General features: G+C 65.3%; 27 protein-coding genes. 14 read left to right on the top strand and 13 right to left on the bottom strand.

Going from position 1 to position 25,177, the window contains the following annotated elements:
- Positions 1 to 21 precede the first annotated feature (21 nt).
- Positions 22 to 612 carry an undecaprenyl diphosphate synthase family protein gene (locus tag QZ408_RS13355; RefSeq protein ID WP_292492303.1) on the bottom strand — a complete coding sequence of 197 codons (591 nt, stop codon included), beginning with the start codon at positions 610 to 612 and terminating at the stop codon, positions 22 to 24.
- A complete protein-coding gene (locus QZ408_RS13360) occupies positions 609 to 2,288 on the bottom strand; it encodes a helix-hairpin-helix domain-containing protein (RefSeq protein WP_292492250.1) in 1,680 nt (559 codons plus the stop codon). Before QZ408_RS13360 ends, QZ408_RS13355 begins: the two co-directional genes overlap by 4 nt.
- 103 nt (positions 2,289 to 2,391) lie before the next feature.
- On the opposite strand from QZ408_RS13360, the gene QZ408_RS13365 reads away from it, so the two are divergent.
- The 7 genes from QZ408_RS13365 to QZ408_RS13395 all read left to right on the top strand — a co-directional run bounded on the left by QZ408_RS13365 (position 2,392) and on the right by QZ408_RS13395 (position 8,688).
- Complete coding sequence (locus QZ408_RS13365; protein WP_292492252.1) at positions 2,392 to 3,027, top strand: metal-dependent transcriptional regulator; 636 nt, start codon at positions 2,392 to 2,394, stop codon at positions 3,025 to 3,027.
- Entirely contained in the window at positions 3,024 to 4,874 is a 1,851-nt protein-coding gene (feoB, locus tag QZ408_RS13370; protein ID WP_292492255.1) for a ferrous iron transport protein B, read from the top strand. Before QZ408_RS13365 ends, feoB begins: the two co-directional genes overlap by 4 nt.
- A gap of 13 nt (positions 4,875 to 4,887) precedes the next feature.
- A complete protein-coding gene (locus QZ408_RS13375) occupies positions 4,888 to 5,607 on the top strand; it encodes a hypothetical protein (protein WP_292492256.1) in 720 nt (239 codons plus the stop codon).
- Positions 5,608 to 5,638: 31 nt separating this feature from the next.
- On the top strand, positions 5,639 to 6,391 hold the full coding sequence (gene dph5, locus QZ408_RS13380; RefSeq protein WP_292492257.1) for a diphthine synthase: 753 nt from the start codon (positions 5,639 to 5,641) through the stop codon (positions 6,389 to 6,391).
- Entirely contained in the window at positions 6,388 to 6,957 is a 570-nt protein-coding gene (locus QZ408_RS13385) for a DUF357 domain-containing protein (protein WP_292492259.1), read from the top strand. Before dph5 ends, QZ408_RS13385 begins: the two co-directional genes overlap by 4 nt.
- Before the next feature lie 197 nt (positions 6,958 to 7,154).
- A complete protein-coding gene (locus QZ408_RS13390; protein WP_292492260.1) occupies positions 7,155 to 8,195 on the top strand; it encodes a flippase-like domain-containing protein in 1,041 nt (346 codons plus the stop codon).
- A 46-nt stretch (positions 8,196 to 8,241) separates the two neighbouring features.
- The gene (locus QZ408_RS13395; RefSeq protein WP_292492262.1) at positions 8,242 to 8,688 is read left to right on the top strand and encodes a bifunctional nuclease family protein; all 447 of its coding nucleotides are present in this window, start codon (positions 8,242 to 8,244) and stop codon (positions 8,686 to 8,688) included.
- Positions 8,689 to 8,728: 40 nt separating this feature from the next.
- Here QZ408_RS13395 and hisE read toward each other — a convergent pair whose 3' ends face one another.
- The 3 genes from hisE to QZ408_RS13410 form a co-directional block, all read right to left on the bottom strand.
- Complete coding sequence (gene hisE, locus QZ408_RS13400; protein ID WP_292492264.1) at positions 8,729 to 9,022, bottom strand: phosphoribosyl-ATP diphosphatase; 294 nt, start codon at positions 9,020 to 9,022, stop codon at positions 8,729 to 8,731.
- A complete protein-coding gene (locus tag QZ408_RS13405) occupies positions 9,015 to 9,455 on the bottom strand; it encodes a NusA-like transcription termination signal-binding factor (protein ID WP_292492266.1) in 441 nt (146 codons plus the stop codon). The genes hisE and QZ408_RS13405 overlap by 8 nt, the downstream gene beginning before the upstream one ends.
- 164 nt (positions 9,456 to 9,619) lie before the next feature.
- Positions 9,620 to 11,098: an ATP-binding protein gene (locus QZ408_RS13410; protein WP_292492268.1), complete on the bottom strand. Its 1,479-nt coding sequence runs from the start codon at positions 11,096 to 11,098 to the stop codon at positions 9,620 to 9,622.
- 464 nt (positions 11,099 to 11,562) lie between these two features.
- Here QZ408_RS13410 and QZ408_RS13415 point away from each other — a divergent pair, with 464 nt between their 5' ends.
- Together QZ408_RS13415 and QZ408_RS13420 are read left to right on the top strand one after the other, a co-directional pair.
- Positions 11,563 to 12,267 (top strand): DUF432 domain-containing protein, encoded by a 705-nt coding sequence (locus QZ408_RS13415; RefSeq protein WP_292492270.1) that lies wholly within the window; start codon positions 11,563 to 11,565, stop codon positions 12,265 to 12,267.
- A complete protein-coding gene (locus tag QZ408_RS13420) occupies positions 12,252 to 13,124 on the top strand; it encodes a mechanosensitive ion channel family protein (RefSeq protein WP_292492271.1) in 873 nt (290 codons plus the stop codon). Before QZ408_RS13415 ends, QZ408_RS13420 begins: the two co-directional genes overlap by 16 nt.
- A gap of 8 nt (positions 13,125 to 13,132) precedes the next feature.
- Here QZ408_RS13420 and QZ408_RS13425 read toward each other — a convergent pair whose 3' ends face one another.
- The 5 genes from QZ408_RS13425 to QZ408_RS13445 all read right to left on the bottom strand — a co-directional run bounded on the left by QZ408_RS13425 (position 13,133) and on the right by QZ408_RS13445 (position 17,537).
- A complete protein-coding gene (locus QZ408_RS13425) occupies positions 13,133 to 13,795 on the bottom strand; it encodes an MBL fold metallo-hydrolase (RefSeq protein WP_292492273.1) in 663 nt (220 codons plus the stop codon).
- Between the two features lie 100 nt (positions 13,796 to 13,895).
- A complete protein-coding gene (locus tag QZ408_RS13430) occupies positions 13,896 to 14,633 on the bottom strand; it encodes an SIMPL domain-containing protein (RefSeq protein WP_292492275.1) in 738 nt (245 codons plus the stop codon).
- A gap of 129 nt (positions 14,634 to 14,762) precedes the next feature.
- Positions 14,763 to 15,449, bottom strand: a complete 687-nt coding sequence (locus QZ408_RS13435) for a potassium channel family protein (protein ID WP_292492277.1) — start codon at positions 15,447 to 15,449, stop codon at positions 14,763 to 14,765.
- Positions 15,450 to 15,457: 8 nt separating this feature from the next.
- Positions 15,458 to 16,750, bottom strand: a complete 1,293-nt coding sequence (locus QZ408_RS13440) for a protein kinase (protein ID WP_292492279.1) — start codon at positions 16,748 to 16,750, stop codon at positions 15,458 to 15,460.
- Positions 16,740 to 17,537 (bottom strand): FHA domain-containing protein, encoded by a 798-nt coding sequence (locus QZ408_RS13445; protein ID WP_292492280.1) that lies wholly within the window; start codon positions 17,535 to 17,537, stop codon positions 16,740 to 16,742. Before QZ408_RS13445 ends, QZ408_RS13440 begins: the two co-directional genes overlap by 11 nt.
- A gap of 211 nt (positions 17,538 to 17,748) precedes the next feature.
- Here QZ408_RS13445 and QZ408_RS13450 point away from each other — a divergent pair, with 211 nt between their 5' ends.
- Both QZ408_RS13450 and QZ408_RS13455 read left to right on the top strand, forming a co-directional pair.
- Positions 17,749 to 18,033: a hypothetical protein gene (locus QZ408_RS13450; RefSeq protein WP_292492282.1), complete on the top strand. Its 285-nt coding sequence runs from the start codon at positions 17,749 to 17,751 to the stop codon at positions 18,031 to 18,033.
- Between the two features lie 88 nt (positions 18,034 to 18,121).
- Positions 18,122 to 18,388, top strand: coding sequence for a hypothetical protein (locus QZ408_RS13455; RefSeq protein ID WP_292492283.1), 267 nt, complete (start codon positions 18,122 to 18,124; stop codon positions 18,386 to 18,388).
- Positions 18,389 to 18,395: 7 nt separating this feature from the next.
- Here the strand turns inward: QZ408_RS13455 and QZ408_RS13460 are convergent, their stop codons facing one another.
- Complete coding sequence (locus QZ408_RS13460; RefSeq protein WP_292492285.1) at positions 18,396 to 18,839, bottom strand: hypothetical protein; 444 nt, start codon at positions 18,837 to 18,839, stop codon at positions 18,396 to 18,398.
- 117 nt (positions 18,840 to 18,956) lie between these two features.
- Between QZ408_RS13460 and QZ408_RS13465 the strand changes: the two genes are divergently transcribed.
- Together QZ408_RS13465 and polX are read left to right on the top strand one after the other, a co-directional pair.
- Positions 18,957 to 20,723: an ATP-dependent DNA ligase gene (locus QZ408_RS13465; protein WP_292492287.1), complete on the top strand. Its 1,767-nt coding sequence runs from the start codon at positions 18,957 to 18,959 to the stop codon at positions 20,721 to 20,723.
- 3 nt (positions 20,724 to 20,726) lie between these two features.
- The gene (polX, locus tag QZ408_RS13470; RefSeq protein ID WP_292492289.1) at positions 20,727 to 22,460 is read left to right on the top strand and encodes a DNA polymerase/3'-5' exonuclease PolX; all 1,734 of its coding nucleotides are present in this window, start codon (positions 20,727 to 20,729) and stop codon (positions 22,458 to 22,460) included.
- A gap of 164 nt (positions 22,461 to 22,624) precedes the next feature.
- On the opposite strand, the gene QZ408_RS13475 is transcribed toward polX, so the two are convergent.
- Positions 22,625 to 23,062, bottom strand: a complete 438-nt coding sequence (locus QZ408_RS13475) for a peptidylprolyl isomerase (RefSeq protein WP_292492290.1) — start codon at positions 23,060 to 23,062, stop codon at positions 22,625 to 22,627.
- A gap of 34 nt (positions 23,063 to 23,096) precedes the next feature.
- A complete protein-coding gene (locus tag QZ408_RS13480; protein ID WP_292492292.1) occupies positions 23,097 to 23,417 on the bottom strand; it encodes a hypothetical protein in 321 nt (106 codons plus the stop codon).
- A gap of 434 nt (positions 23,418 to 23,851) precedes the next feature.
- Here QZ408_RS13480 and QZ408_RS13485 point away from each other — a divergent pair, with 434 nt between their 5' ends.
- Positions 23,852 to 25,111 (top strand): glycosyltransferase, encoded by a 1,260-nt coding sequence (locus tag QZ408_RS13485; RefSeq protein ID WP_292492293.1) that lies wholly within the window; start codon positions 23,852 to 23,854, stop codon positions 25,109 to 25,111.
- Positions 25,112 to 25,177 lie beyond the last annotated feature (66 nt).

A 25,177-nucleotide genomic window follows, 5' to 3' on the forward strand; every position in this document is an offset into this window, starting at 1 on the left:
GAGGGCGGCGCCTGGAGCCGGTCACCGCCCGAACCGGCGTGCGCGGGACTGGAAATCCCGGAGCGCCCGGAGAAAATCCACTTTCCGCAGGAGCGCCCAGTTCACGTCGAGGAAGAAGAGCTCGGAGTAGACCGACTGCCAGATGAGGAAATCGGTCAGGTGGTCCCCGCCCGTCTTGATGACGAGGTCGGGCTCATAGTTGAAGGTGAGGTACGACTCCAGCAGGTCTTCGTCGACCGACTCCGGGTCGACGCCGTCCTCGGCCATCCTCCTCACGCAACCGGCGATCTCCTCCCGCCCGCTCTTCCCGATCGCCACCGTCACGCCCATGCCTTCCCCGCTGACCTCTTTCACGTCCCGGTAGTGCAGGGTCAGGCGCCCGATCGAAGAGACCGCGCGGATCAGCGGGAGGCACCGGTCCAGCCGGGCCGGGTCGGCCGTGCTGATGTGGAACATGACGCTCCCGATCCCGAGATCGCGGCACCATTGGGCGGCAAGACAGAGGTTGCCCGGTGCGTCGAGCATATCCTGCTCGGTGATCATGAAGCAGATCTGTGCCGGGAGCGTACGGAGGTCGCGAAGGAGGAACCTCTCGTAGAGCCGGTAGATCACGACCTCCACTCCATCAACTCCGACAGGGAGAGGGTGTTCACGATATCGCCCGGGGTGCACCAGCCCCGGCGCGCCAGCAAAACGCCGTAGCGCATGTTTGAAAACTCGCTAACCCTGTGTGCATCGGTCCCTGCAGCCAGTTTCACTCCTCTTTTCTTGGCGTGCCAGATATAAATATCCTCAAGATCGAGCCGGAGGGGCGACGCGTTGATCTCGAGCGCAGTCCCCGTCACCGCCGCGTGCTCCGTCACCCGGGCCAGGTCGATCGCGTAGGGCGGCCGCCGCCCGAGGAGGCGCCCGGTAGGGTGGCCGATGACATCGACGTGCTCGTTCTCCATCGCGGTGAGGACGCGCCGGGTCAGGACGTCTTCTCCCTGGTCGAACCCCGAATGGACCGAGGCGATCACGATATCGAGGTCGACAAGGACTCTGTTCGGGTAACCGAGCGTGCCGTCGCTCCTGATGTCCACCTCGCTCCCGGCAAGGAGCTGGCAGGGGTGCCGCCGGTTGACCTGCTCGATGTCGGCCTGCTGCCGCGCGAGGGCCTCCGGGCTCACCCTCGAAGAGTGGTCAGTGACCACGATGTACTCGTAGCCCCGGGCGTCCCCCGCCTCCGCCACGTCCTCAAGCGACTGGCGGCCGTCGCTTGCGGCGGTGTGGACGTGCAGGTCCCCCCGGATATCGGCAAGGTCGACAAGGTCGGGGAGCGCGTGGCGGAGGGCGAGGTCGACCTCGCCCCGGTCCTCGCGCAGTTCCGGGGGGACGACCGCCATCCCGAGGAACGCAAAGACCTCCTCCTCGCTCCCGAACGTCTGCAGGCGGCCGTCCGAACAGTCCACGAGGCCGCCGGGAGCGAGCCGGTACCCCCGGGCGAGCGCCGCCTCCCCCATCCGCTCCAGGAACCCGGCCGAGCCGGTCGCCCAGAGGAGCGCCGTGCCGCACCGGCCCGGATCGGTGAACCGGACGTTCAGCCGGGCGCCGCCGGCAAAGAGCGAGACCTCCTCCGCGGTCTCGTCGACGTCGGCGACGGCAAAAAGACGGCGCACGAGGGCGGCCCGGTCCCCGGCGGTGACGATAGCAAGCCCGTCGACGGTGCTCGCCCCCCGGCGGTAACTCCCCGCGACCGCATACTGCCCGTCGGCAAAGAGCGCCGCCACGCCCGCGAGCACGGCGTCGGCCTGCGGCCGGGTCATCCCATCCGATCTCCGGCGGAACTGCCTGATGCCGCGTTCGATCGCCGCTTCCTTCTTCGGGCCGAACCCCTTGAGCGCCCGGAGCCGGCGCCCCTTCACCGCCCGCTCCAGGTCGTCCACGGTCAGGATGCCGAACCGCTTCCAGAGGGTGTGCAGCGTCCGCGGCCCGAGGCCGGGGACACCGAGCAGTTCGACGACCGACCCGGGGACGGCGGCCCGCAGGTCGTCGAGTTCGCGAAACGACCCGGTCTCCACCATCTCCCGGATCTGCCCGGCTATCCGGGCGCCTATCCCCGGGATGCGGACAAGCGCCTCCACCTCGAGTCCGGCGACCGGGAAGGAGAGCCGGTCGACCTGCCGTGCCGCCCGCTCGTAGGCCTCGCTTCGGTAGTGGTCCTCTCCCGCAATCTCAAGCAGGCGGCTCATGAACAGGAGCCGTTCGGCAACATCCCCGTTCGTGACCGGCCCTGCCGGGGTCCTCATGATCACTGGATCGTCCGCAGTACCATATAGGCGTTGACACCCGCCCGGATACCGGTGGCACCATCCAAACCCATAAACTGGCAGAAGTAAAAGAGATTGTAGCATGCTTCCTTCCACACTTGAGGATTACCTCGAAGCAATCCTCACGGTCACGGGAGACGGGGGGCGACCGGCGGGGCCGCAGGAGATAGCGGCCGCGATCGGCACCGGAGAGACGGCCGCCCGGGCGACCATCGCCTCCCTGGTCGAGGAAGGATACCTGGAGCGGATGGCGGACGAGACCGTCAGGCTGACCGGAAAGGGGCTCGAGGTTGCTTCACGGGTGGCGCGGAAACACCGCGTCCTCCAGTGTTTCCTGACCGAGATGCTCGGCGTCGATGCGGATGCGGCAAGCAAAGAGGCCTGCACGCTCGAGCACGGCATCTCCGACGAGACGATCGAACGGCTCTCCTCCTACATGGACGGCGGCGCCCAGCCCCCGCCCGGGCGTGCCGGACGCTGCCGGGGGCGGGAGGCCTGCACGCTCCTTGACTGCAAGGAAGGGGATACCGTCCGGGTGGCGATGATCCGGGGGCCCCGGCGGAACCGGAGACTGCTTGACCTCGGCGTCTTCCCCGGTGAGGTCGTGCAGATCCGGCGAAAACTCCCGAACCAGTCGGTCGTCGTCAGGGTGAAAGGCTGCGACATCGCCATCAGCCCCGAGATAGCCACGTCCATCGTCGTGGAGTCATGTCCATGAGGTTTGCGCTGGTCGGCAACCCCAGCGTGGGCAAATCCCTGATCTTCAACCAGCTCACCGGCCTCGGGGTGGAGGTGAGCAACTACCCCGGGACCACCGTCGAACTGCAGCGGGGCAACACCTGTTTCCAGCGCGAGATGATCGAGCTCGTGGACCTGCCCGGGGTCTACTCGCTCGACGGGGAGTCTGACGAAGAGGTCCTGGTCCGCCGGTTCCTGGAGCAGCAGGACACCGATGCGGTCATCGCGGTCGTGAACGTCACGCGCCTCGAGCGCAACCTCTACCTCCTCCTGCAGGTCGCGGAGTACGGCCTCCCGATGGTCGTCGTGCTGAACATGGCCGACGAAGCCGCAAAACAGGGGATCGAGATCGATCCCGGCCCGATCCGCGACCTCCTCGGCGTCGAGGTGATCCTGACGGCCGCGTCGCAGGGGAAGAACATCGACCGGATCATCCCGGCGGCCCTTGCCGCCACCCGGCCGTCGAAGGTGGAGGTCCCTTACGACCACCATATCGAGGCCGCCGTCCGGAGCCTCGGGAAGATCTCTTCGGCCGACCGGAAGGAGAGCATCCGGGCGCTCCAGGGGTTCGGCGACAACCCGGACCTCCTTGAGGCGGCGCGGACGATCGCCGACGAGATCGAGTCCCGGCACCGGATGACCGTCACCCAGATCATCGCGGCCAACCGGCACAACTTCGCCCACCAGATCGCCGGCCTCACCGTCAGGGAGAAGGCGTTGCACCACGAAACCGACCCCGACAGCATCCTGACGCGGATCATCCCGGGCATCCCGATCCTCCTTGGGATCCTTGTGGGGATGCTCCTTGTGGTCTTCATCGTGGGATCGTTCCTTGAGGAGGTGATCGTGGGCCTCTTCAACGTATTCGCCATCCAGCCTTTCCTCGCGCTCGGGCTGCCGCCGCTCGCGGAAGCGCTCGGGACGTCCGTCCTCCTCGCCCTCCAGGCGGGTCTTGGCATAGCGTTCCCGTATGTCTTCCTCTTCTACGTCATCATATCCGTCCTCGAGGACTCCGGGTACATGACCCGCGCGGCATTCCTCGCCGACAACGCCATGCACCGGGTCGGGATGCACGGCGGGGCGGTCATCCCCCTCACCCTGGCGTTCGGGTGCAACGTGCCGGCGATCATGAGCGTGCGGCTCCTGCACTCCCGCCGCGAACGCATCATCGCCTCGTTCCTGGTCACGATGGTCCCCTGCTCGGCCCGGACCGTCATCATCGCCGGGATCGTGGCGGGATTCGTCGGCATCGGGGCGGCGTTCAGCGTCTACGCCATCGTCTTTGCCCTGATCCTCGTCACGGGGCTCGTCCTCTCCCGCGTCACCCCGGGCGAGCAGTTCGGGATGATCATGGAGATGGTGCCGCTCCGCCGGCCGGACGCGCGGCTGGTGATGAAGAAAGCCTGGTCACGCCTCTCGGAGTTCCTCTTCATCGCGATGCCCCTCCTCCTCGCGGGGAGCGTCGTCCTCGGGCTGCTTGAGTTCTTCGGGATCATGGCAATCTTTGAGCAGCTCGTGGAGCCCTACACCATGGCCCTCCTCGGCCTCCCCGGCTACTCGGCGACGGCGCTTGTCTTTGGGATCCTCAGGAAAGAGATGGCGTTTGAGACCCTTGCCATCCTTGCGGGGACCGCCGATCTCGGGGCGGTGCTTTCGTCGCTCCAGCTCTACATCTTTGCGGTCGTGACCGTCCTCTTCGTCCCCTGCCTTGCGACCATCACGGTCCTCCTGCGGGAAGTCGGCTCCCGGATCACGCTCGCGGTCACACTCTACACCGTCGCCCTCGGCCTCCTCATCGGAGGCCTTATGTACCGTATCCTGGCATAGGTACTCTGCTGATATGTATCGCTATGAAACCGGCATCCCGGTGATCGACAGGGAGTTCGGGGGCCTGCGGGCCGCCTCGAACGTCCTTATCCTGGCGCCGCCCCTGACCTACGCGGAGCACCTCGCCTACCGGATGGCCTGCCCCCGGGCGGGGGAATGGACGGTCGCCATATCGACGGACGAGCGTGCAGCCGACGTCATGGGCGCGTTCCGGAAGCAGGGCGCAAAAAGGAGCCAGATCGGGATCATCGATGCGGTCACGAAGAGTTCGGTGCCGACCCTGCGTGATACGGCGAAGGCGAAGTTTGTCACGAGTCCTCTCGACCTGACCAGCATGGGGATCAAACTCTCCCGGATGGTCGAGGATATGTGGAAGGAGGGGGTGACGGCCGATCCCCCGGGGCCGATGCCCCCGCCGATCCGGCTCTGCGTCAACTCGGTCTCGACCCTTCTCATGTACGCGCGGCTGGAGGTGACCTTCAAGTTCCTCCACGTCATCACGAACCGGATGAAGAAGCTTGAGGGGATCGGCATCTATGTCCTCAACAGCGAGTCGTTCGACGAGAGGACGGTAGCCACGATCAAGCAGCTGATGAACATGGTCGTCGAGGTGAGGACGGACGACGGGCGGCAGTCGGTGGAGCGGGACTTCCGGGTCATCGGCATCCGCGGCAGGACGACCCCCTGGATCCGTTACTTCTACGACGATGGAACGCTGACGGTTGAGGAATGACGATGATGCCCTGTCCCGGAGCGATCCTGCCATGCTGACGTTTGTGGGCCTCGGTCTCTATGATCTCGGAGATATATCGGTCAAAGGGCTCGAGTGCGTCAGGAACGCCGACACCGTCTACCTGGAGTCCTACACGTCGCGGCTGATGGGGACGGACGTTGCTGAGATGGAAGCGTTCTTCGGCAAGGAGATCCGGGTGCTCGCGCGCGAGGACGTCGAACAGGACCCCCGCGATATCATCGAGCGCGCCCTCGAAGGGCGGGTGGCGTTCCTGACTGGGGGGGACCCCATGGTCTCGACGACGCACGCCGACCTCCGGATGCGGGCGGCCGCCGCCGGCGTTGCGACCTCGATCATCCACGCCTCGTCGATATCGAGCGCCGTCTGCGGCCTCTCGGGGCTCCAGAACTACCGGTTCGGGAAGTCCTGCTCGGTGCCGTTCCCCGCGAAGGGGTGGTTCCCGACGGCGCCCGTCGAGACGATCGCGGCAAACCTCGCCTGCAACCTGCACACGCTCGTCTACCTCGATATCCAGAAGGACCGCTACATGCGCATTCCGGAGGCGATCGCCCTCATCGAGGAGATGGCGGAGAAGCGCGGCATCGAACCGCCCGCGCTCTACGTGGGCATCGCCCGGGCGGGGTCGGAATGTCCGGTGGTCGCGGCGGGGACCGGCGCGGCCCTCAAAGAGACGGATTTCGGGCCCCCGCTCCACGTTCTCGTCGTGCCGGGAGACCTCCACCCCGTGGAGCGGGAGTACCTGGAGATCTTTGCCGGACTATGACCCTTGAAGAGCAGGGGGTCCTCTTTCTCGAGGCTCTCCGCCGGACCCGGGTCGCCGTCCCGGAGGGGACGCTCCTTTACCGGGCGGCGGGGGAGGTGCTCGAGATGGCTGCCGCGTACCACAGCGACGGTATGACGTTTCTCCGTGCGGGCGATCTCGTCAACGCGCTCGCCGGGTTTGCATACGGGCTCGGCTGGCTGGACGCAGGCTCGCGGCTCGGGCTGCTTGAGCCTTCTATCGCCCACCCGCCGGGCGCGGCGGGTGCGTGCATCCCCGCCGCGCTTGCCGCCCGCCTGGACGAGAAGACCCACCGCTACCAGAGGATGCTCGAGATCGCCCTCTCAGCGGTTGAGACGGGGCCGGACGAGGCGAGCCCGCTCTCTCGTGGCGCGGAGGAACTCCGTTCGACGGCGCGCTCCTGGTATACGGACGGACGAGGGCGCCTTGATGCGGGCGACCTTGCCGGCGCCCTCGCCCGGTTCAGCTACGGGTATGCCTGGCTTGACGCCGGCATCCGTGCGGGCCTCTTCCGGATAACCGGAGAGCGGGGCCTCTTTACGGTCTGAGGGAACTGCATCCCGTCGCGAGCCGGGGGTCTCATCGGATTGCGACTAAAAATCATCGTTAAATAGTAGCCACACGATACCTTATTAGTCCGATTTCGGGTAATTTTCTCCTGAAACTGCCCGGAATCCTCAAAGAACTGCGGGTGTCGATCGGGTACCGATCTGCGGCGTCCGTCCCATACCCGGGAGCGCAGAGCATGAAGAAGTCTCAGTGGAAGTGGCTGCTTGTCTCGATCAGCTTCAGCACCCTCGTCCTCGCGGGCGTCCTCTACTTCACCGTCGACGAGACGACGATCGATTATATCAGCCGTGTCAACCCGTTCTACCTGCTCCTTGCCGCTCTCCTCCACATCGCCTCGCTCGGGTTCTGGGCGCTCCGGATCCAGACGATGTCGGCGTCGCTCGGATATCGGGTGAACTTCAGGCACTGCCTGAACCTGGTGCTCGCGAACATGCTCGTTGCGGCGGTCACCCCGTCACAGGCGGGCGGCGAGCCGGTCCGGATCCACGAGCTCTACCGGGCGGACGTCCCGGTCGGGGACGCCACTGCCGTCGTCGTTATGGAGCGGATCCTTGACGGGATCGTCCTCGGGGCGTTCGGGGCCTTCGCCATGCTCTTCCTCGGCAGGTACTGGAGCAGCCTCGCCTCGGGGTTCAGCGGCATAAGTTTCGTCATGTACGCCGCCTGGGTATCCGTCACCCTCTTCGTCCTGATCTTCGTCTACTCGGTGAAGAACCCGGACTACCTCAAACGGGTTCTCAGGTGGATGTCGTGCTGGATCGACCGGCGCTGGCACTTACGGCGGCTCGAGCACCTCCTGGGCACGATTGACCGGGAAGTGGACAACTTCAACCAGGGGCTCGTCAAGTTCGTGAACCACGGGAAGAGCGGCCTCGTATGGGGGTTGATCTTCACGACGCTCTTCTGGTTCTCGGAGTTCGTCATCGCCTCTCTCCTCCTCGTGGGGCTCGGGCAACCGCCGTACTTCATCGAGTCGTTCGTCGTCCAGCTCGTCATCGCCATCCTCATGATGATCCCGCTCACGCCCGGGGGCTCAGGCGTTGCGGAGCTCGGCGCCACGTCGCTCTACAGCCTCTTTGTCCCGTCATCGATCGTGGGCGTCTTCGTCCTCCTCTGGCGGCTGATCCTCTACTACCTCAACATCCTCCTCGGCCTCCTCTCGAGCCTCGTCATCGTACGGCGAGAGTACCTCGCCCGCGCCGAGAAGCAGCGGTGATTGACCCCAAGATTTAAACATCATAAGGCGCATGTCAGATGATCACATGGCTGCTCAAAGTTGCAGGGTGCAGGGCGTGTTCATGTCGGTGAGCGAGATGGGGGCAGCGCCGACTGTCGTCCTGGATGCCGGGGGTGACAGCACAATACCCATATACGTCGGGCTCTGGGAGGCGATCTCGATCAGCAACGCGCTCAACAGCGAGATGCTCCCCCGGCCCATCACCCACGACCTGATCGTCGAACTCTTCCGGAACTTTGAGATAGTGCTCGATGCCCTGCACATCGATTCTCTGGAGGAGGGGGTCTTTTACGCCAAGCTGCTCCTCCGGCAGGGCTCGCGCACCGAAGTCATGGACTGCCGGCCGAGCGACGGGATAGCCATCGCTCTGCGTTACCGGGCACCGATCATGATCGAGGATACGGTCGTAGAGTCCGCGGCGGTGAAGAAGGACGATCTCCCGAGGATGGTGGACCTGAAGGAGTACCTCTGAACGGCCGCCCGGGGCGAAGTCGCCCCGGAGAAGATTGCTGTTACTTCCGGCGTGCGGCGAGCTCGTCGAGCACGTCCGCCACGTCGGTGCCTGACGCCTGGAGCGCCACGAGAAGATGGAAGAGGAGGTCGGCCGCCTCAGAGACCGTCCTCTCCGGGACCTGGTTCTTTGCGGCGAGGATGAACTCGACCGCCTCTTCGCCGACCTTCTCAAGGGATTTGTCGATCCCTTTCCGGTGGGTCAGGACGGAGCTGACGTAACTGTCGGCCGACGGGTGCTCAGCGCGGTCCTGGATGACCTGCCAGACCTCGTCGAGGATGCTCCAGTCACGCATGGACATCCTCCCGCGCCAGCACCTCACCGAGTTCGGTATCGAAGTACCGGGAGAGGAGGAGGCGCGCTTTCTCGATGGTGCACCCGCCTTTCCCTATGGCGATGCCGAGATCGCCCTTGTTGATGTACACGGTGAGCCTCCCGTCGTCTTCCTTCTTCACACCGGCAACCTCCGCCGGCTTAAACACGTTTCTCGTGAACGATTCTATCTCGGGGGAGTATTCGACCATCTCGATGCGTTTCCCGAGGACCCGCTGCATCTTCCGGATGTTGCTTCCCTTCCGGCCGATAGCAAGGCCCATATCTCCTTCTTTTATGAGGTACACTATGCGGTCGAAGCGCTCGTCGATGATGCAGTCCAGCGCGGTCGCCCGGGTAAGAATTCGCAGCTCTTCGATATATCGTCGTTCTTTAAAACATATGGTACGTATCATTGGAGGAGTCCCCGATGGGAATGATGCGGTATAACATAGTCGCCGGGAGGATATATATCTGAGTACCGGGATCACCAGCGGCAAACCGCCGGGAACCGCTCGGGCCGCTGCGAGGCCCGCGAAGAAGCGGCCCGGGAGTTGTAGAACCCAGGCGGTCTGAAGCACTAACACTTCTGCAGGATCACCTTGATGGCCGCTCCCGCCTCGGGTTTGCCGGGCACCCGGTCCGCCGCCCAGACGCGCCCGCCGTACTGGTTCGTGAGGGTCTTGACGATGTGAAGCCCTAGACCCCTGCCCCCGGATACGGTTCTGCTCTCACGGCTGAACCGGTCGAAGATGTTGGGCTTTAGGTGGTCCGGTATGCCGATCCCCGTATCGGCGATGGAGAGCGTCACCACCTCTGCGGTCTCCATGACGGATATCTCGATCCGCACCTTCATGCCGCCGAACTTGATGCTGTTGCTGATAAGGTTGGAGACGATATGCTCAAGGAGGGGGTTTGCCCAGACCATACAGCTCCCTCCCTCGTACCTGATGTCGATGCCGGCGTAGCGCCGTATCTGGCCGCGGATGATCGCGTCGAGATCGACCGGCTCGAGGCGGATGCGGTGCTTGTTGAGCGTGTTCAAGAGCTCGACGTTCTTGATGACGTTGATCCCCTGTTCGACCGTGTTCTTGGCCCTCTGGGCGAGCTCCCCCTCTTCGCCGGAGAGCCGTTCCCGGAGCATCTCGATGACCGTTGCCGCAACCATGCTGGTGTTGTAGATGTCGGTGCCGAGCAGGTCGAGGTAGAGGATAGAGGCCTGGTTGGCCTCCTGGAGGGCCCGCTCGCGGAGAAGGTCCCGGGTGATCTCGCGGCTGACCCCGGCGGCCGCCACGATCCTTCCTTTTGGGTCGTGCAGGGGGTGCATGGTGACCTCAAACGACCGCTGCTCGCCGTGCCACACAAACGACCGTGTCTCTGCCACGACCTCTCCCGCCTCAATGACCCGGTGCGCGGCCTCGACCAGGAAGTCTGCCTCCGCCGCCGGGAAGAGGGCGTGGGGGGTCCTGCCGACGAGATCCTCCGGGACCGCTCCCGGCTCCCGGGCGCCGGCCATGAAGAACCGGGAGTAGGCGCCGTCCCGGTTGAGCGTGAAGATCGTGCAGGAGAGGGCGTCCGCGAGGACCTGCGCCTGCTCCTCCGGCACCCCGGGGAAATCCCGGAGCGGTCGAGCGTCCGGCGTGTCCTGGATCGTCTCCACCGCGCCGACCAGGCCGCCGCCGGTGTCATAGAGGGGGGCGGCCATACTGGCTACCTCCCTGCCGGATACAGGGCTCGGGCGCGTTCCGGCGATCACCTCTCCCCCTTCGCGGGCCGGGAGGCGGTAGCGCGGGTCGTCTCCGGCGTCGCTGTGGGATAGGATGCGGTCCGCAAGTGTAGGGAGCCTCTCGCCGAACAACGCTTCTCCGTGCGCGTATCCTCCTTTTCCGACGATATCTTCGGCCCGGATCCCCGTATACCGTTCCATGCTGTCGTTCCAGACGACCACCCTTCCTTCACAGTCGAGGACCAGTGCCGGTTGCCGGAGGTGGTCGAAGATGCTCACGGGTATCCGGCTGCGATTCACGGGCTCCCTGGCTTTTTTCTGGTTTAACTTCACGTGCATCACCCGGGGGCTGCTCCCGTCCCCGCAAGACCGCGGGAACCCCCCCTCCGGGGAGGGTTCTTCGCGGCGGCAGGTACGGCGCCCCTCATATATCAGTGCTCCGGGTCCCCGGCGCTACCCCCGCGCTCCTCGTGCAACTGCCCCGGACGGTGGCGAAGGGCAGGGGCGCTGCCCGGGGGCCGGGACCAACGCGCTTAAAAAATGTCTGGGATGGTCACTTAAAAGAGTGTCTAATCATACCTGTGGTAATATACTTCCCGGAAGATTTGCTATTTATATCTTGCCAGATCACCCCGGGGCAGAACAGTCGGGTTTGTTACAATAAGGTGTTTTAAATACTTAATACGGTCAAAAAACAGGTATAATCCGTCATCCCGGATTGGGTGCAGGGTCGCGAAAGCCGGCGGGCTGTGCCAGTCGCGTACTTTAATATTTGATTATTTGCAGATCATAGAGTGATGTTCGGGCGCTACATTGACACTTTTCGCCACGAGGACGGCGACATTCTGGTGGAGACCGAACGGAGCGGCGGTCTTTTGACCTACCGGCGGAACTGCGAAGGGCGGACGTTCGAGCGGATCCTGGTCTCGGAGACGGGCGAGACCGTCATCAACCCGGTCGAACCGGTCAACCTTCCCAGGGATATCACGGACCTCCTGATGATCGAGTTCTCCCCGATGCTGATCGAGCCCGGTGTCGCCCGGACGATCTACCTGAAGTTTCCCGTCGAGGTCGGCGTCTTCCTGGAGGCGGCAAAAGATATTGAGGTGCTCGACGTCTTCGGCCTCGGCACCCAGAAGTATACGCTCTACGGCCCGCCGACCAGCGGCGCCATCGCCCGCTGGTATCGGAGCGCGGTCTACCCGGAGATCCCCCCGGTCGAGCCTCTCCGCGAGGGGGTGATGGAACTCTCCATCCAGAACGCCTCCCACGAGTGGGCCGAGGTCTCGTGCGCCGTCTTTGACAGTGTCGATATGAAGATCTACTATAACGATCTCGTGGCGACCACGGCCACGATGAAGATCATCACCACGAATATGGCGGAGACGGATTTCATCGACGCCCCGCTCCTGCCCGGTATGACGCGGTCCATCGAGCTGTACACGGCACGAAAGATCCCGGTGATCAACCGGGGGTATCTCATGGAGTGGGGGTTGTCGTGACGTTCAACGTGACCGAGGTCTTCGAGATCCCCATCGGCGTCGGGTCGATCACCGTCGAGAACCTCCTTTACTTTACCGTCATCCTCATAGTCGGGTTCGCCGCCGCGAAGACGGTCTCAACAAACGTCCGGAGAGCCCTCATGGAGCGGCTCCCGAAGAGCGAGCGCGAGTTGCTTGTGAAGCTGGTCTACTATGTCATCGTCCTCGGGGCGCTCGTCATCGCTCTCCCGCAACTCCAGTTCGACCTCTCCGGCCTCCTGGTGGCCGGGGGCATCGTCGGTCTCGTCATCGGGTTTGCGAGCCAGAGCGTCGTCTCAAACCTGGTCTCGGGCCTCTTTCTCATGTTCGAGCACCCCATCAAGATCGGCGACGGCATCAACGTCGCGGGCGTCAGCGGCAGCGTCGAGGATATCCGGATCCTCTCGACGATCGTCAAGACGCATGACGGGGTCTTCACCCGGATCCCGAACGAGAAGGTCTTCACCTCAAATATCACGAACTACGTCCATAACGCCGCCCGCAGGTTCGAGTACCAGATCAGCATCCGCTACGAGGACGATGCAGACGAGGCGATACGGATCATCAAAGAGGTCATCTGGACCCACCCGTTTGCGCTCAAAAGCCCGTCCCCGTCGGTCTTCGTCGACAATTTCGGTGACGACGGCGTCAACCTGACGGCCTACATCTGGGCGCCGGCCCGGAACTGGTGGGATGTCAGGACAAGCCTCCTCTGGCAGATCAAGCAGAAACTCGAGGAGAACGGCATCGAGATGCCCTACCCGCAGCGGACCGTCTGGTTTGCGGACGGGCTCGAGGTGAGGAGCCGGGCGGGCGAAAAGAACGGGAAGGAGGAGTAACCTCTTTTTTAGACCCGGTGCACCTTCCCCGCCCCGCCCGGCCGGAAGGAGGCCGGGTACCGCTCTGCGAGTTCCGCGATTTTGTCGGTGCAGTGGGACGCCGAGAGGTACGCCACCCCGGCGAGGGCCTCGATGTCTTCATCGCTGACGGTGTGCAGCCCGCCGATGACGCCCCACACCGGCCCAACCCGCGCAATCCTCTCGATGATCCGGCTGATGTGGGGGTGTGCGCACCCCGTGACGACCAGGTAACCGCCCGGCACACGGATCGCGAGCGACTGTTCCCGGGTATCGGTCCCGAGCGGGCCGGTGAGGGCGATACCGTCGGCGATCTCCGTCCACTCTCTGACGATCCGGGGCTCGGTGTACTCCCGGATCAGCGAGAGCGTCTTTTCCGAGAAGGTGTCGTGGACGTAGACCTCAATCGATGGATTTGCCGCGAGAATCGTCGCGATGCCGCCGATATGGTCGTGGTCGTCGTGGGAGACGACGAGTTTCCTTATGGACGCGGGATCGATGCCGAGCGCCTGCATGTTCGCGAGAAGGACATCGCCGCGCTCCCCGGTATCGAAGAGCAGCCCTGCCTCCTCTACCAGGCAGGAGAATCCCCAGTCCGCGGTGAGACCCCTCCGGCAGGGGATGTTGTTGTAGACCTCGATGATGGTGGGCATCGGAAGAGACTCCACCTACCGGGTCTTTCCTCCGGAGCGATTATGCTTCCCGATGGGGCAGGCCGGGCCCGCAGATGAAAAAAGAGAGTTCGCGGGAGGACTACGCGATGACGTAGGAGATGGAGACGCTCGCGGTCACGTCGATCTCGCCGACTTCGAGCGGGGTCGGGACGGCGCCGCCCGCCGCCTTCTCCATGTTCATGTAGCGGCTATCGTAGGCCATGGGCACGTAGTTGTTCCCGACGCTGACGTCCTTGACGTCGACGATCGTCTTGCCGAGGGCCGCGGCGACCACGTTCGCGTCGCCCCGCGCCTGCGCAACCGCGGCGTTCAGGGCCTGCGAGCGGAACTCCTGCTGCCTGGCGTCGCTTAAGGTGAACGCAAACCGGTCGACCCGGTTCGCGCCGTTCGCGATAGCAAGGTCGACGATCTCACCGGCGCGGTTCACGTCGTTTAACGTGACCTCGAGGCTGTTGATGACCCGGTAGTACTTGACCTTCGACGTTGTCAGGCCCCGGTTGTCGCTCTCGGTCACCGGGATGATGTTGTAACCGGCGGTCCGGATGTCCTTCGCCGGGATGCCGGCGTTCTTGAGGGCGTTGATCACGGCATCCATTCTCTGGGCGTTCTGCTGCTGTGCGACTTTCGCATCGGCGTTCTCGGTCTCGACCGCGAAGACGATGACGGCCTGGTCGGGCGTGGTCGTCACCTTGCCGGTGCCGGAGACATGGATCAGTTTGTCCCTGGACTCCTCAGACTGCTCTGCGGTGACGTTCCCGATCACCGCAGCGCAGAGGACCATCAGGGCGATCCCCAGAAGTGCTGTCTTTCCTCGCATGGTAACTATCTCTTGATTTGGTGAAAATAAATATCTTGCTTTAACTACGGGAATTTTCGTAGTGTTAACCGTGCTGATTTCAAAAATATCCGTTTTCTGTGCCGATCCCCCGTTCCCGCCGGACACTCCTCACTCCTCGTCCGTCTCCGGCGACCACCCGAGCGCCGCCACCAGGCGGGCGATCAGGACCGCGATATAGATGGTCCCGCTCACCGTCTCAAGCAGGGCAAGCGACCGGGCCTGGTTGGTGATGGGGGTGATGTCGCCGTAGCCGAGCGTCGCAAGGGTGACGAAACTGAAGTAAATGAACTCGGGGAACGTGAAGGCGCCGTCCGGGCTGTACACGGACTCGGCCGTGAACGACCCGGGATGGAGGCTCTCGACGAGACTGTAGGCGGTCGCCCAGGTCAGGCCCATGAGGAGGTAGACGGAGACTGCGCCGTAGACGGTGTCGGTGGTGATCCGGCGCGTCGTGAGCACCCGGGAGAGGACGATGAGGGCCGTGAAAGCGTAGAAGAAGACTGTAAAGGCGCTCCCGGCGTTGTTAAGGGCAGGGATCCCGGTGACGAGGTAGAGCCACCCGAGGAGGAAGGCGGGGACCGCGAGGAGGCTGGCGATCACGATCTGCCGGCGGCGGTTGCTCACCGCGTAGATGCCGGTGATCAGGATGATGGACGAGAGCACCGTCAGGGCGACCGGGCCGGTCGGCCCTGCAACCACGTAGGGGTAGACGACGAGCAGGAGGACGAGGGATGCCAGGAGGTAATGGAACTGCATCGCCCTGGCGCGGGCGAGAAACCGGGCAAGGGGGCTCACTCTTCGGGTCAGGTCAGCGTTGTATGGCCGGCCCCCTTCATCAGGGTTTCGATCGCGGCCTGCACCTCCCGGGCGGACTGGTAGCGGCCGGCGGGATCCCGTGCGAGGCACGTGAGGATGACCCCATCAAGCCACGCAACCTCCTCCCTGATCGCCGACGGGGGGACCGGCTCCTCGTGGAGGACCGCCCCGGCAAACCCGGCGAGGTCGTCGCCGGCATAGGGGATCCTCCCGGTCACCAGCTCGTAGAAGACGGCGCCGAGCTGGTAGATATCGGTCCGGGCATCGGTCCGCCCGAACCGGCCCGGGGCGACCTGCTCCGGGGCCGCATACGCGAGCGTGAACCCGGCGGCCGCGGTTTCGCGGGTCTCCGTCGGTCTCGTGCTCATGCCCCAGTCGGCGATCTTCGGGACGAGGTCGTCGGTGAGGAGGATGTTCCCGGGCTTGATATCCCGGTGGATGACACCCTGCCCGTGGGCATAGGCGAGCCCGGCGGCGATGCCTGCAGCGATCCTGGCCGCGGTCTCTCCCGGGAGGGGTTTTTCCAGGTCCCCGAGGCTCCGGGGCAGGTACTCCATCTCGACGAAGGGGACCGGGAGGATGTTGACCGAGTAGACCTCCACGATGTTTGGATGGACGAGGTCTTCCCAGACCCGCATCTCCTTCATGAAGGTCTTTCCGGTCGCTTCGTCGTAGGTGATCGGGATCTTCACCGCTACGCTCCGACGGTCGTCACGCCTGACCGCCGAGAAGACCTGCCCGAGCCCGCCTCTCCCGACGAAGACGACCCGGTCGTAGCGGCCTGCAAGTTCGGGCGGGAACCCGGCCGGGTGGGCGGGGAGAGTCCGGTACGCGCCGGGGAGGACGGTCGCGGCCGGGTCCGGTTCCGGCGGCCTTTTCAGGTGCCAGGCGAGCGCCGCGCCGCCGGCGACCAGGAGGAGGGCGAGCCAGGGGAGCCAGCCCTGCCTGCCCGGGTCGGGGTTCTTCCCGGCGGCGGCGCCCATGTCCGGTGCCGCCGTCTGCGGGGCCCCGGGGGTGGCGGCGGACGTGGGGGTCTCTCCGGGTTCGGGCTGGTCGGTGGGCGCCGCTCCCGGTGTCACCTGCTCTTTCTTCGGGCCGGCGTTTTTCCCGGGATTGGAGACGACATCGTCGTTGGATCCCCTGCCGGCGGCCTCGATACCCCGGGGGTCGGCGTTCGCGTGCTCCGGGGGCCCCCCTGCTCCCGAGACGACGGTGACGAGGAGGAAGGCGGAGAGGAGGAGCAGGATGGCGACCTTCTGCCCCGCCCGTTCAGGCTTCATCCGGCGGCGGCACCCCCCCGGGGAGGACGAAGACGAGGGTCGCCCCCTGCGCCCCTTTCCCGAGTTCGACGAGATCCCCGTCGTGGAGTTCCCGCTGCGTGCCCCGGTCGAGCGGCGCGCCGTTCACGAAGGTGCCGCCGGTGCTGCCGCGGTCCTCGATGAGCCAGGCGTCGTCCCGCCGGACGATCCGGGCATGCGGTCTTGAGACGCGGGTGACCGCCGCGTAGTCTTCGCCAAGGACGATCTCCTGCCCGGACCCTTCACGCGCGCCCGGGTCCGAGCGGCCTACAGCGATGGTGTCGTGCCGGAGCGGGAAGACCGTGCCGTCCTCTGCCCCGCCAAGGAGGATGACGACCGGGGGCTGCCCGGCGAACTCACCCGAGAACGCCTCCCGAACGCCGGCGAGTTTCTGTGCGAGCACGGCATCGGTGAGCGTCAGTTTCAGGTTCGCAAACAGCCCAAGGCTCCTCGTGATCGCCTCGAGGCCCCCGGGCACGAGCGAGTACTTCCAGACCGGGTGGATCCCCCTGGCGGTCGGGCGGGAGAGGCCGGCCTCTTTCCGGACGACCCCGATGCTCATGAGCCTGTCGAGGTGTTTCTTCGTGTTCTCGTAGCTCGTCTCGATCTCGGATGCTATCTGCCGGACGTCTTTTGGCCTCCGCGCGATGACCCTGAGTATCTTCAGGCGCGTGCCGCTGCTCAGCACGTCCAGGTATTCGGAGAGTTCCTGCAGGTCGTCGGTGTCCGTATCGAGTATAAGTGTCCTTGAATCGTCGTCGCTCTCCATACGCTCTCCTCTCCGGCTCCGTTGCTGTATGGTTTTCACGAGATCTCTGATGAAGGTTATGCACTCCGCCGGTCGTGCCGGATGCTCCGGCACGGCGTACCGGCCGGCCCTGTCCCGGTCACTGCCCGGGACGGCACGACCGGATGCCCGGTCATTCTTTCTCACCCGCTCTGGATCATGTTTTATACGAGAGGAGAGTGATCGGGGGGGCATGCCTGGAGCTATCGATGCGATGCAGCAGCGGGCGGTGATGGTGGAGATCGAGGAGATGATCCAGTTGATGCCCGACTACGGCGACGTCAGGGAGGTGCTCCGGTCGCTGGACTTCATACCGGAACGGGATAATGCCGACGTCGCGATCTGGGTCCAGCCCGACCTCAAGATCTTCGTCCTGCTCCGGATGAACCTCGGGGGCGGGTATGCGTGCTACAAGGTCGCCGCCTACGATGACCCGGGAGGCCGGGGAGGGGAGTTCGCCGGCTACATCGCCCGGTGAACCCTCCTCTCCGGAGAGATCCATCCCTGCATCATCCCGGCCGCCCGCGGGTCAGGTTTATCTGGACGTGTGCGGTATGGTCCCTCTCATGCAGAGACAGGTACCGATCGACCGGGAGGAGCAGGAGGCGATGAAGGGCCGGGTCCGGGAGATCATCACCACGAACCCTGCCTACGACGGGATCCGGGCGGGTCTCGAGCGACTCGGGTTCCAGGCGAAAGAGGACAATCCCGCCCTTGCCCTCTGGGAGAACCGCGAGCACGAACTCTTCGTGATGGTCCACATGGACCCGGACACCGGCAGGCTGCGGGACTATGAGGTGAAGACGTTCGAGGAGATGGAGGGGTTCGAGTAGCCCCGGGTCACGCCCCGCCCGGCGGGTCCGCAAAGAGCGCGACGTAGCCGCCGATGAGGACGACGACGAAGACGAGAATGTAGATCAGGAGCGCAAGCGTCCCTGAAAAGAGGGTGAAGACCCCGATGCCCGTCATCTCACCCACGAGCGCGAAGAGCCGGAAGATGAAAACGACCGTGAAGACGGCGCCGACGGCGCTAAAGAAGGGTCCCGGCAGGTTCAGGGGGAAGACGAGGGTGCCGAAGAGGTCGCCGACCAGGAAGATTGCCGCGATCAGGATGAGGAACCCGACGTTGACGTTGAGAAACTCAACCACGCGAAGAAAGGCCGGGGACTGGACGTAGGCGCCGGCGATGATGTTCAGGACGCCGAGCAGGATCAGGAATACGATGATCCCGGTGAGCCTCGATACGAGGACGCCGGCGAATGACTCTTTCCTGCGCTCGCCCATACGATCCCTCCGGGGGAGGAAGGGCGCTCCACCTTTATGGAGCTGTCGGGGGTCCGGCCCGGTACCGCAACGTTCATCTATCTCCCGGCCGTGATCACTTCCTGGAACGCGGTAATCGTGAAATTCGCAACCTTCACCTCCTGTTCCGGGAGGCTTGAGGCCACATCGTCCAGAAACGAGATGACCGCCCTCCTTGCACGGCTGCTTGCCCGAGCGGCGCCGGACGAGATCGATGTCGTCTGCTACTTCACGCTCGGTGCAATCGCCCCCGGGTACAGCGGGGTGAACCTCGGCATCGGGGACCGGACAGCGGCGGCGGCTATCGCCCTTGCAACCGGGACCGACCCTGCATCCGTCGAAGCGGCGGCCCGGGAACTCGGGGACTACGGCGACGCCGCCGCCCGGCTGACCGGGAGACCTGCGGAGGGGCTTGCCGGGTTCTTCCCGGCCACCGGATCGCTCACGGTCGCGGCCGTCCACCGCGGCTTTATGGAGATCGCCCGGGCATCCGGGCCGGGTTCGGCCGAGAAGAAGACGAAGATCCTTGCCGCGATGCTCGCCGCCGCGACGCCGCCCGAGCGGCGCTACCTCACCCGGCTCGCCACCGGAAAGATGCGGCTCGGCGCCGGGGATATGACGCTTCTTGATGCGCTTGCGGAGGCGTTCCTGGGATCGAGGGGCAAGCGCCCGCTTCTCGAGCACGCCTACAACATCTCCTCCGACATCGGCTACGTGGCCCGGACGCTCCAGGAGGGGGGCCCCGCGGCGGTGGAGGCGATATCCGTCACCCTGCACCGCCCCGTCAGGCCGATGCTCACGCAAAGGGTCGCCCGGCTATCGGAGATCCCGGAGCGGATCGGTTCTCCGGTCATCGCCGTCGAGGAGAAGTACGACGGCGAGCGGGTCCAGGCACACAAGGACGGCGACGACGTCACCCTGTTTTCGCGGCGGCTGACCGACGTCACCCACCAGTATCCCGACATCGTCCGGAGCGTCCGGGGACGCGTCACGGCCGATACGGCGATCCTCGACGGCGAAGCGGTCGCGTTCGACCACGAGACCGGGACCTACCGCCCCTTCCAGACGCTTATGCGGCGGCGCCGGAAACACCGGGTCAGGGAGGTCGCGGGCGAAATCCCCGCGACCTACCGGGTCTTTGACCTCCTCTACGCGAACGGCGACTCATACCTCCGCCGGAGTTACCCGGACCGGCGGGCGGCACTCGAGGCGGTCCTCTCCCCGGACGAGCGGATCTCCCCCGCGGGCCGCACCGTAGCGGAGGATCTCGACGGGATCACGGAGTTCTACCTCGCCTGCATCGAGCGGGGGCTTGAAGGGATCGTCTGCAAGTCGTGCGCAGAAGACTCGTTCTACCGCGCGGGGGCGCGGGAGTGGCAGTGGATCAAGTGGAAGAGCGATTACGCTCCGGGTCTTTCCGATACGCTCGACCTCGTCGTCGTCGGCGCCAACGCTGGGCGGGGGAAGCGGACCGGGACCTGCGGGTCTGTCCTCTGCGCCGCCTACAACCACGAGGAGGACATCTTCCAGACGGTCTGCGCGCTGGGGACAGGGTTTACGGACGCCGATCTCGCCGACCTTCCCCGGCGGTTCGCCGGCGCGCGGGTGGACCGGCAGCCGGCGCGGGTGATGGCGACCCCGCAGGCGGCGCCCGACTTCTGGTTTACGCCGGCACAGGTAGTGGAGGTGCTGGGGCTTGAGATCACTGAGAGCCCGGTCCACACCTGCAACTGGGACCCGGAGCGGCGGCGGGGGCTTGCCCTCCGGTTCCCGCGGTTCGTGCGGTGGCGGGACGACAGGAGTCCTGAAGCGGCGACGACGACCGCCGAGGTCGCGGCCATCTTCCGCCGCCGGCGGGGGGTGTAAGGTGTGGAGAGGCTCCCCGGGATGACCAACCTTGAGGTCGCGGCGATCCTCTACGAGGTCGCCGACCTCCTTGAGATCAAGGGCGTCCGGTTCAAGCCGCAGGCCTACCGGCGGGCGGCGCAGGCGATCGAGACCCTGCCGGAGGATATCGCCGACGTCGCGCGGGAGGAGCGCCTCGACGAGATCCCCGGGGTCGGCAGGGGCATTGCCGGGAAGGTCCGTGAGATCGTCGATACCGGGAGCCTGGCCTACTTAGCGTCCCTGCGCCGCGAGCTCCCGGTGGGCGTGCAGGAACTCACCCGGATCGAGGGGATCGGGCCGAAGAAAGCGGCCGTGCTCTCCCGCGAGCTCGGCATCCGGTCCGTCGATGACCTGGAGGCGGCGGCAAAGGCGGGCCGGATCCGCGACCTTCCCGGGTTCGGGGAGAAGACCGAGCAGAACATCCTCGCGGGTATCGAGATGAGCCGGACGGCGAAGAAGCGGCACCTGCTCGGGTATATCCTCCCGGTCGCCCGGGAGATCGAGGAGCGGCTCGCGGGGCTCGCCTCGGTCAGGCAGGTGAGCCTCGCGGGCTCGATCCGCCGCATGAAGGAGACGATCGGGGATCTTGACATCCTCGCGACCTCGACGCACCCGGAGGAGGTGATGGAGGTCTTTTCCACCCTTCCCGGGGTCACGCGGGTCCTTGCCCGGGGGACGACGAAGACCTCGGTGGTGCTCGCGACCGGGGTCCAGGTCGACCTCCGGGTGGTGGAGGAGGGGCAGTTCGGGGCCGCGCTCCAGTACTTCACGGGGTCAAAGGAGCACAACATCGCTCTCCGGAGACTCGCGATTGCGCGGAACTGGCGGCTCAACGAGTACGGGCTCGTGGATCTTGCGAGCAACCGCATGGTCGCGGGGGAGGACGAGGCCGGGATCTACCGGGCGCTCGGCCTTGCCTGGATCGAGCCGGAACTCAGGGAGGACCGCGGCGAGATCGAGGCCGCCCGGGCCGGGACCCTGCCCGACCTCGTCGGCTACGGTTCGATCCGGGGCGACCTCCACGTCCATACCCGGTGGAGCGAGGGCGCCCACTCCGTCGGCGAGATGGCGGAGGCCGCGGCGGCGCTCGGCTACGAGTACATCGCCGTCTGCGACCACGCAGAGACCCTTCATATCGCCCGCGGCCTCTCCCCGGAGCGCCTGGCCGACCAGGTGCGCGAGATCGAGCGGATCAACCGCGAAGGCGGCAGCAGCGTCACCGTCCTCTCCGGCACCGAGTGCAACATCGGTATGGACGGCAGGATCGACCTCCCTGACAGCGTCCTTGCCGACCTCGACGTGGTGGTGGCGAGCGTTCACTCGGGGTTCAGGCAGCCCGAGCGGGAGATGACGGAACGTGTCGTCACGGCGATGCACAACGACCACGTCGACATCATCGGCCACCCGACGGGAAGGATCCTCCTTGCGCGGGAACCCTACCGGATCGATCTCGCCGCGGTCTTTGAGGCCGCGGCGGCGCTCGGCGTCCTCTTAGAGATCAACGCCTTCCCCGGCAGGCTGGACCTCTCCGATGTCAACGCCCGCTCGGCCCGGGAGGCGGGCGTCCGGTTCTCGCTCGGTTCGGACGCCCACAGCCGCGAGAACCTCCGCTACATGGAGCTCGGCGTCGCGACCGCCCGGCGGGGATGGCTCACGGCGGACGATATCGCGAACACCCGCCCGCTTGCGGGGTTGCGGAGGTTCCTGCGGCCGTGACGGGGTCGGCGCACGTGTAGACCATGTGATTCCCGCTTCACACCCGCAGATGAGGATGCACGATACGGCGAAAATAACCCGCCGATACTGCCGGCAGACGGCATTCGTCCCCCACCCGGGTGGAGGGCCTTCTGCCTGCCTTCTTTGTAACCCGCCCCTCCCTCTCACCCGGCGCTGACGAGGTCCACGAGCCGGATATCGAACGTCAGGGGCTGCCCGGCCAGGGGATGGTTCGCGTCCAGCGTCACGGTCGACTCCGAGACCTCGCTGACGACGACGATGGCCGCCCTGCCGTACGGCTGCTGGACCTGAAGGTGCTGGCCCGGTTCAGGGTTGATCTCCTCCGGGAACAGGTCCCGGTCGACCGTGAGCACCATGTCCTCGCGGTGGGGGCCGTAGGCCTCTTCGGGCGGGATCGTGGCGGTCTTCGTCTCGCCCGGCTCCATACCGACGACGGCCTGCTCGAACCCCGGGATGACCTGCCCTCCGCCGATGGTGAACTCGAGGGGCGCCCGATCGCCGGATGTATCAAAGACCGTACCGTCCTTCAGTTTCCCCGTGTAGTGCACCCTGACGGTGTCACCTTCTTTTGCCTGTACCATGCTGCTTCACCGCCGGGGTGGTAAAACCGGAATCCTATTTATGCATGCCGGCCGGGCCCGGATCACCGGCGTTCGCGTATTCTTCCGGTATTCCGGGGTTTTTCCGGGGACCTGAACCGCGGCCGGGGGCTCGGGGGTCCCCGCCCTTCTGGACGGCGTGCAGGACCCCCATGACGCCCAGCACGTCGTAGCCGGGCGTCCGGTCGATCGTGAAGTCATAGTGCTCCCCGATGTAGTCGAGGAGTGCGCGGTTGACCGGCCCGCCGATCGGGGGCACGTGGAGTTCCATCTCGATGCGGCGCACCCCATCGAGGTCTTCTGGCCGGATCGACCACTCCGCCCTTCGCAGTCGCACTTCAGGAAGTCGCACCCGCCGATCATCCCGGCGAACTCCCCCATCCTCCTGAAGGTCACGCCGTCGGGGGTGGTGACCCGGGACGGGGGTTCCAGCCCGGGGGCGTGCATTCGGTACATCGCACCGGACGGCGTTGGGGTCCCGGAACATAGGGGTGTTTCTCCCGGGGATCCCGGAGGCGCACCGCCGCGCGGGGGTTCCTCGCCCCCGATCTGCTGCCCGGGGAGGGCTGAATCCTGCCATTTTATTAATCTTTTCCGGCCTGCCCGGGTCGCCGCAGCAGTGCGCCTCTCCGTTTCCGTCCCGTATGCGGGGCTGTACCGGTGTATCGGGCCTCTAAAAATAATAATTATATATAAATAAATTTATAAATTTGGAAGTACAGATAATCTCTGTAGCACGTCCCAGCACAATCATTCGAGGGGAGATCTGCGATGGCCTATATGGATGGAATAACCTGTATCTGCGGCAACGGCCGGACGCTCGAGGACCACCGGCCCATCGTCGGCGACGACGTCATCTCCGGGATCTACCGAAAAGCGGCGGGCCTCCGGGGGAAACGGGTCCTCCACGTGAACTCGACCTACCAGAGCGGCGGCGTAGCGGAGATGATCCTCTCGCTCGTCCCGCTCATGAACGACGTCGGCATCAAGACGCAGTGGAATATCTTAAACGGCGAAGGCGACTTCTTCGTCATCACGAAGAACTTCCACAACGCTCTCCAGGGGCAGGGGATCGCGTTCTCGGACGAGGAGAAGGCCCTCTACCTCCGGACCAACGAGGCCTTCGCGGGGAGGATGATGATCGACCACGACCTCGTGGTCATCCACGACCCGCAGCCCCTGCCCCTGATCCGGTTCTACCCTAAGACCCAGCCCTGGGTCTGGCGGTGCCACGTCGACCTCTCGAACCCGGACCCCGCCCTCTGGGAGTTCCTCAAGGGCTTCGTCCTCGACTACGACCGGATGGTGATATCGCACGAGCAGTACCGGCGTCGCGGGATGCCGATGGAGCAGTGGATCTGCCGGCCGGCGATCGACCCGCTCTCGGAGAAGAACCGCGACCTCTCCGACGCCGAGATCGCCGGCCTCCTTGCGAAATACGGCGTGCCGACCGACAAACCGCTGGTCACCCAGATCTCGCGGTTCGACAAGTGGAAGGACCCCGAAGGCGTCGTTGACGTCTTCTGCGAGGTCAGGCGGCACGTCGACTGCAGGCTGGTCCTCTGCGGGAGCATGGCCCCCGACGACCCCGAAGGCTGGGCGATCTACCGGCGGGTCGAGGAGGCGGCGCGGCCCCTCATCGATGCCGGCGACGTCATCCTGATCACCGCCGAGGACCACCTGCTGGTCAACGCCCTCCAGCGGGCTTCGGCCGTCATCCTCCAGAAATCGCTCCGCGAGGGGTTTGGCCTGACCGTCACCGAAGGGCTCTGGAAGGGCCGTCCGGTCATCGCCTCCCGCGTCGGCGGGATACCGCTCCAGATCGAGGACGGCGAGACCGGGTTCCTCCTCGACCCGACCGACACGGACGGGTTCGCCTGGCGGGTCCGGCAGGTCCTCGAGAACCCGGACCTCGGTGAGAGGCTCGGCCGGGCCGGGAAAGAGCACGTCCGGCAGCACTTCCTGATCACCCGCCTCCTCTCCGACTACCTGGAGATGCTCAACGCCGAGCTCGAGGGCCGGAACGCCTGAAGGGCGGGCCCGGAAGAGAGACCGGAAAAGAAGAATGGCCTGGAGAAAGGCCTCTGTGGCGCACCC

This window comes from Methanoculleus sp. 10 (genome assembly GCF_913757945.1).
Classification (GTDB): domain Archaea; phylum Halobacteriota; class Methanomicrobia; order Methanomicrobiales; family Methanoculleaceae; genus Methanoculleus.

Excerpts from the sequence above, each read along its gene's own strand:
- feoB (WP_292492255.1), top strand. The coding sequence starts at position 3,024 with ATGAGGTTTGCGCTGGTCGGCAACCCCAGCGTGGGCAAATCCCTGATC.
- QZ408_RS13460 (WP_292492285.1), bottom strand. The coding sequence starts at position 18,839 with ATGGGCGAGCGCAGGAAAGAGTCATTCGCCGGCGTCCTCGTATCGAGG.
- QZ408_RS13395 (WP_292492262.1), top strand. The coding sequence starts at position 8,242 with ATGGCTGCTCAAAGTTGCAGGGTGCAGGGCGTGTTCATGTCGGTGAGC.
- hisE (WP_292492264.1), bottom strand. The coding sequence starts at position 9,022 with ATGCGTGACTGGAGCATCCTCGACGAGGTCTGGCAGGTCATCCAGGAC.
- QZ408_RS13430 (WP_292492275.1), bottom strand. The coding sequence starts at position 14,633 with ATGCGAGGAAAGACAGCACTTCTGGGGATCGCCCTGATGGTCCTCTGC.
- QZ408_RS13405 (WP_292492266.1), bottom strand. The coding sequence starts at position 9,455 with ATGATACGTACCATATGTTTTAAAGAACGACGATATATCGAAGAGCTG.
- QZ408_RS13425 (WP_292492273.1), bottom strand. The coding sequence starts at position 13,795 with ATGCCCACCATCATCGAGGTCTACAACAACATCCCCTGCCGGAGGGGT.
- QZ408_RS13360 (WP_292492250.1), bottom strand. The coding sequence starts at position 2,288 with ATGAGGACCCCGGCAGGGCCGGTCACGAACGGGGATGTTGCCGAACGG.
- dph5 (WP_292492257.1), top strand. The coding sequence starts at position 5,639 with ATGCTGACGTTTGTGGGCCTCGGTCTCTATGATCTCGGAGATATATCG.
- QZ408_RS13365 (WP_292492252.1), top strand. The coding sequence starts at position 2,392 with ATGCTTCCTTCCACACTTGAGGATTACCTCGAAGCAATCCTCACGGTC.
- QZ408_RS13475 (WP_292492290.1), bottom strand. The coding sequence starts at position 23,062 with ATGGTACAGGCAAAAGAAGGTGACACCGTCAGGGTGCACTACACGGGG.
- QZ408_RS13375 (WP_292492256.1), top strand. The coding sequence starts at position 4,888 with ATGTATCGCTATGAAACCGGCATCCCGGTGATCGACAGGGAGTTCGGG.
- QZ408_RS13455 (WP_292492283.1), top strand. The coding sequence starts at position 18,122 with ATGCAGAGACAGGTACCGATCGACCGGGAGGAGCAGGAGGCGATGAAG.
- QZ408_RS13445 (WP_292492280.1), bottom strand. The coding sequence starts at position 17,537 with ATGGAGAGCGACGACGATTCAAGGACACTTATACTCGATACGGACACC.
- QZ408_RS13450 (WP_292492282.1), top strand. The coding sequence starts at position 17,749 with ATGCCTGGAGCTATCGATGCGATGCAGCAGCGGGCGGTGATGGTGGAG.
- QZ408_RS13415 (WP_292492270.1), top strand. The coding sequence starts at position 11,563 with ATGTTCGGGCGCTACATTGACACTTTTCGCCACGAGGACGGCGACATT.
- QZ408_RS13390 (WP_292492260.1), top strand. The coding sequence starts at position 7,155 with ATGAAGAAGTCTCAGTGGAAGTGGCTGCTTGTCTCGATCAGCTTCAGC.
- QZ408_RS13440 (WP_292492279.1), bottom strand. The coding sequence starts at position 16,750 with ATGAAGCCTGAACGGGCGGGGCAGAAGGTCGCCATCCTGCTCCTCCTC.
- QZ408_RS13385 (WP_292492259.1), top strand. The coding sequence starts at position 6,388 with ATGACCCTTGAAGAGCAGGGGGTCCTCTTTCTCGAGGCTCTCCGCCGG.
- QZ408_RS13485 (WP_292492293.1), top strand. The coding sequence starts at position 23,852 with ATGGCCTATATGGATGGAATAACCTGTATCTGCGGCAACGGCCGGACG.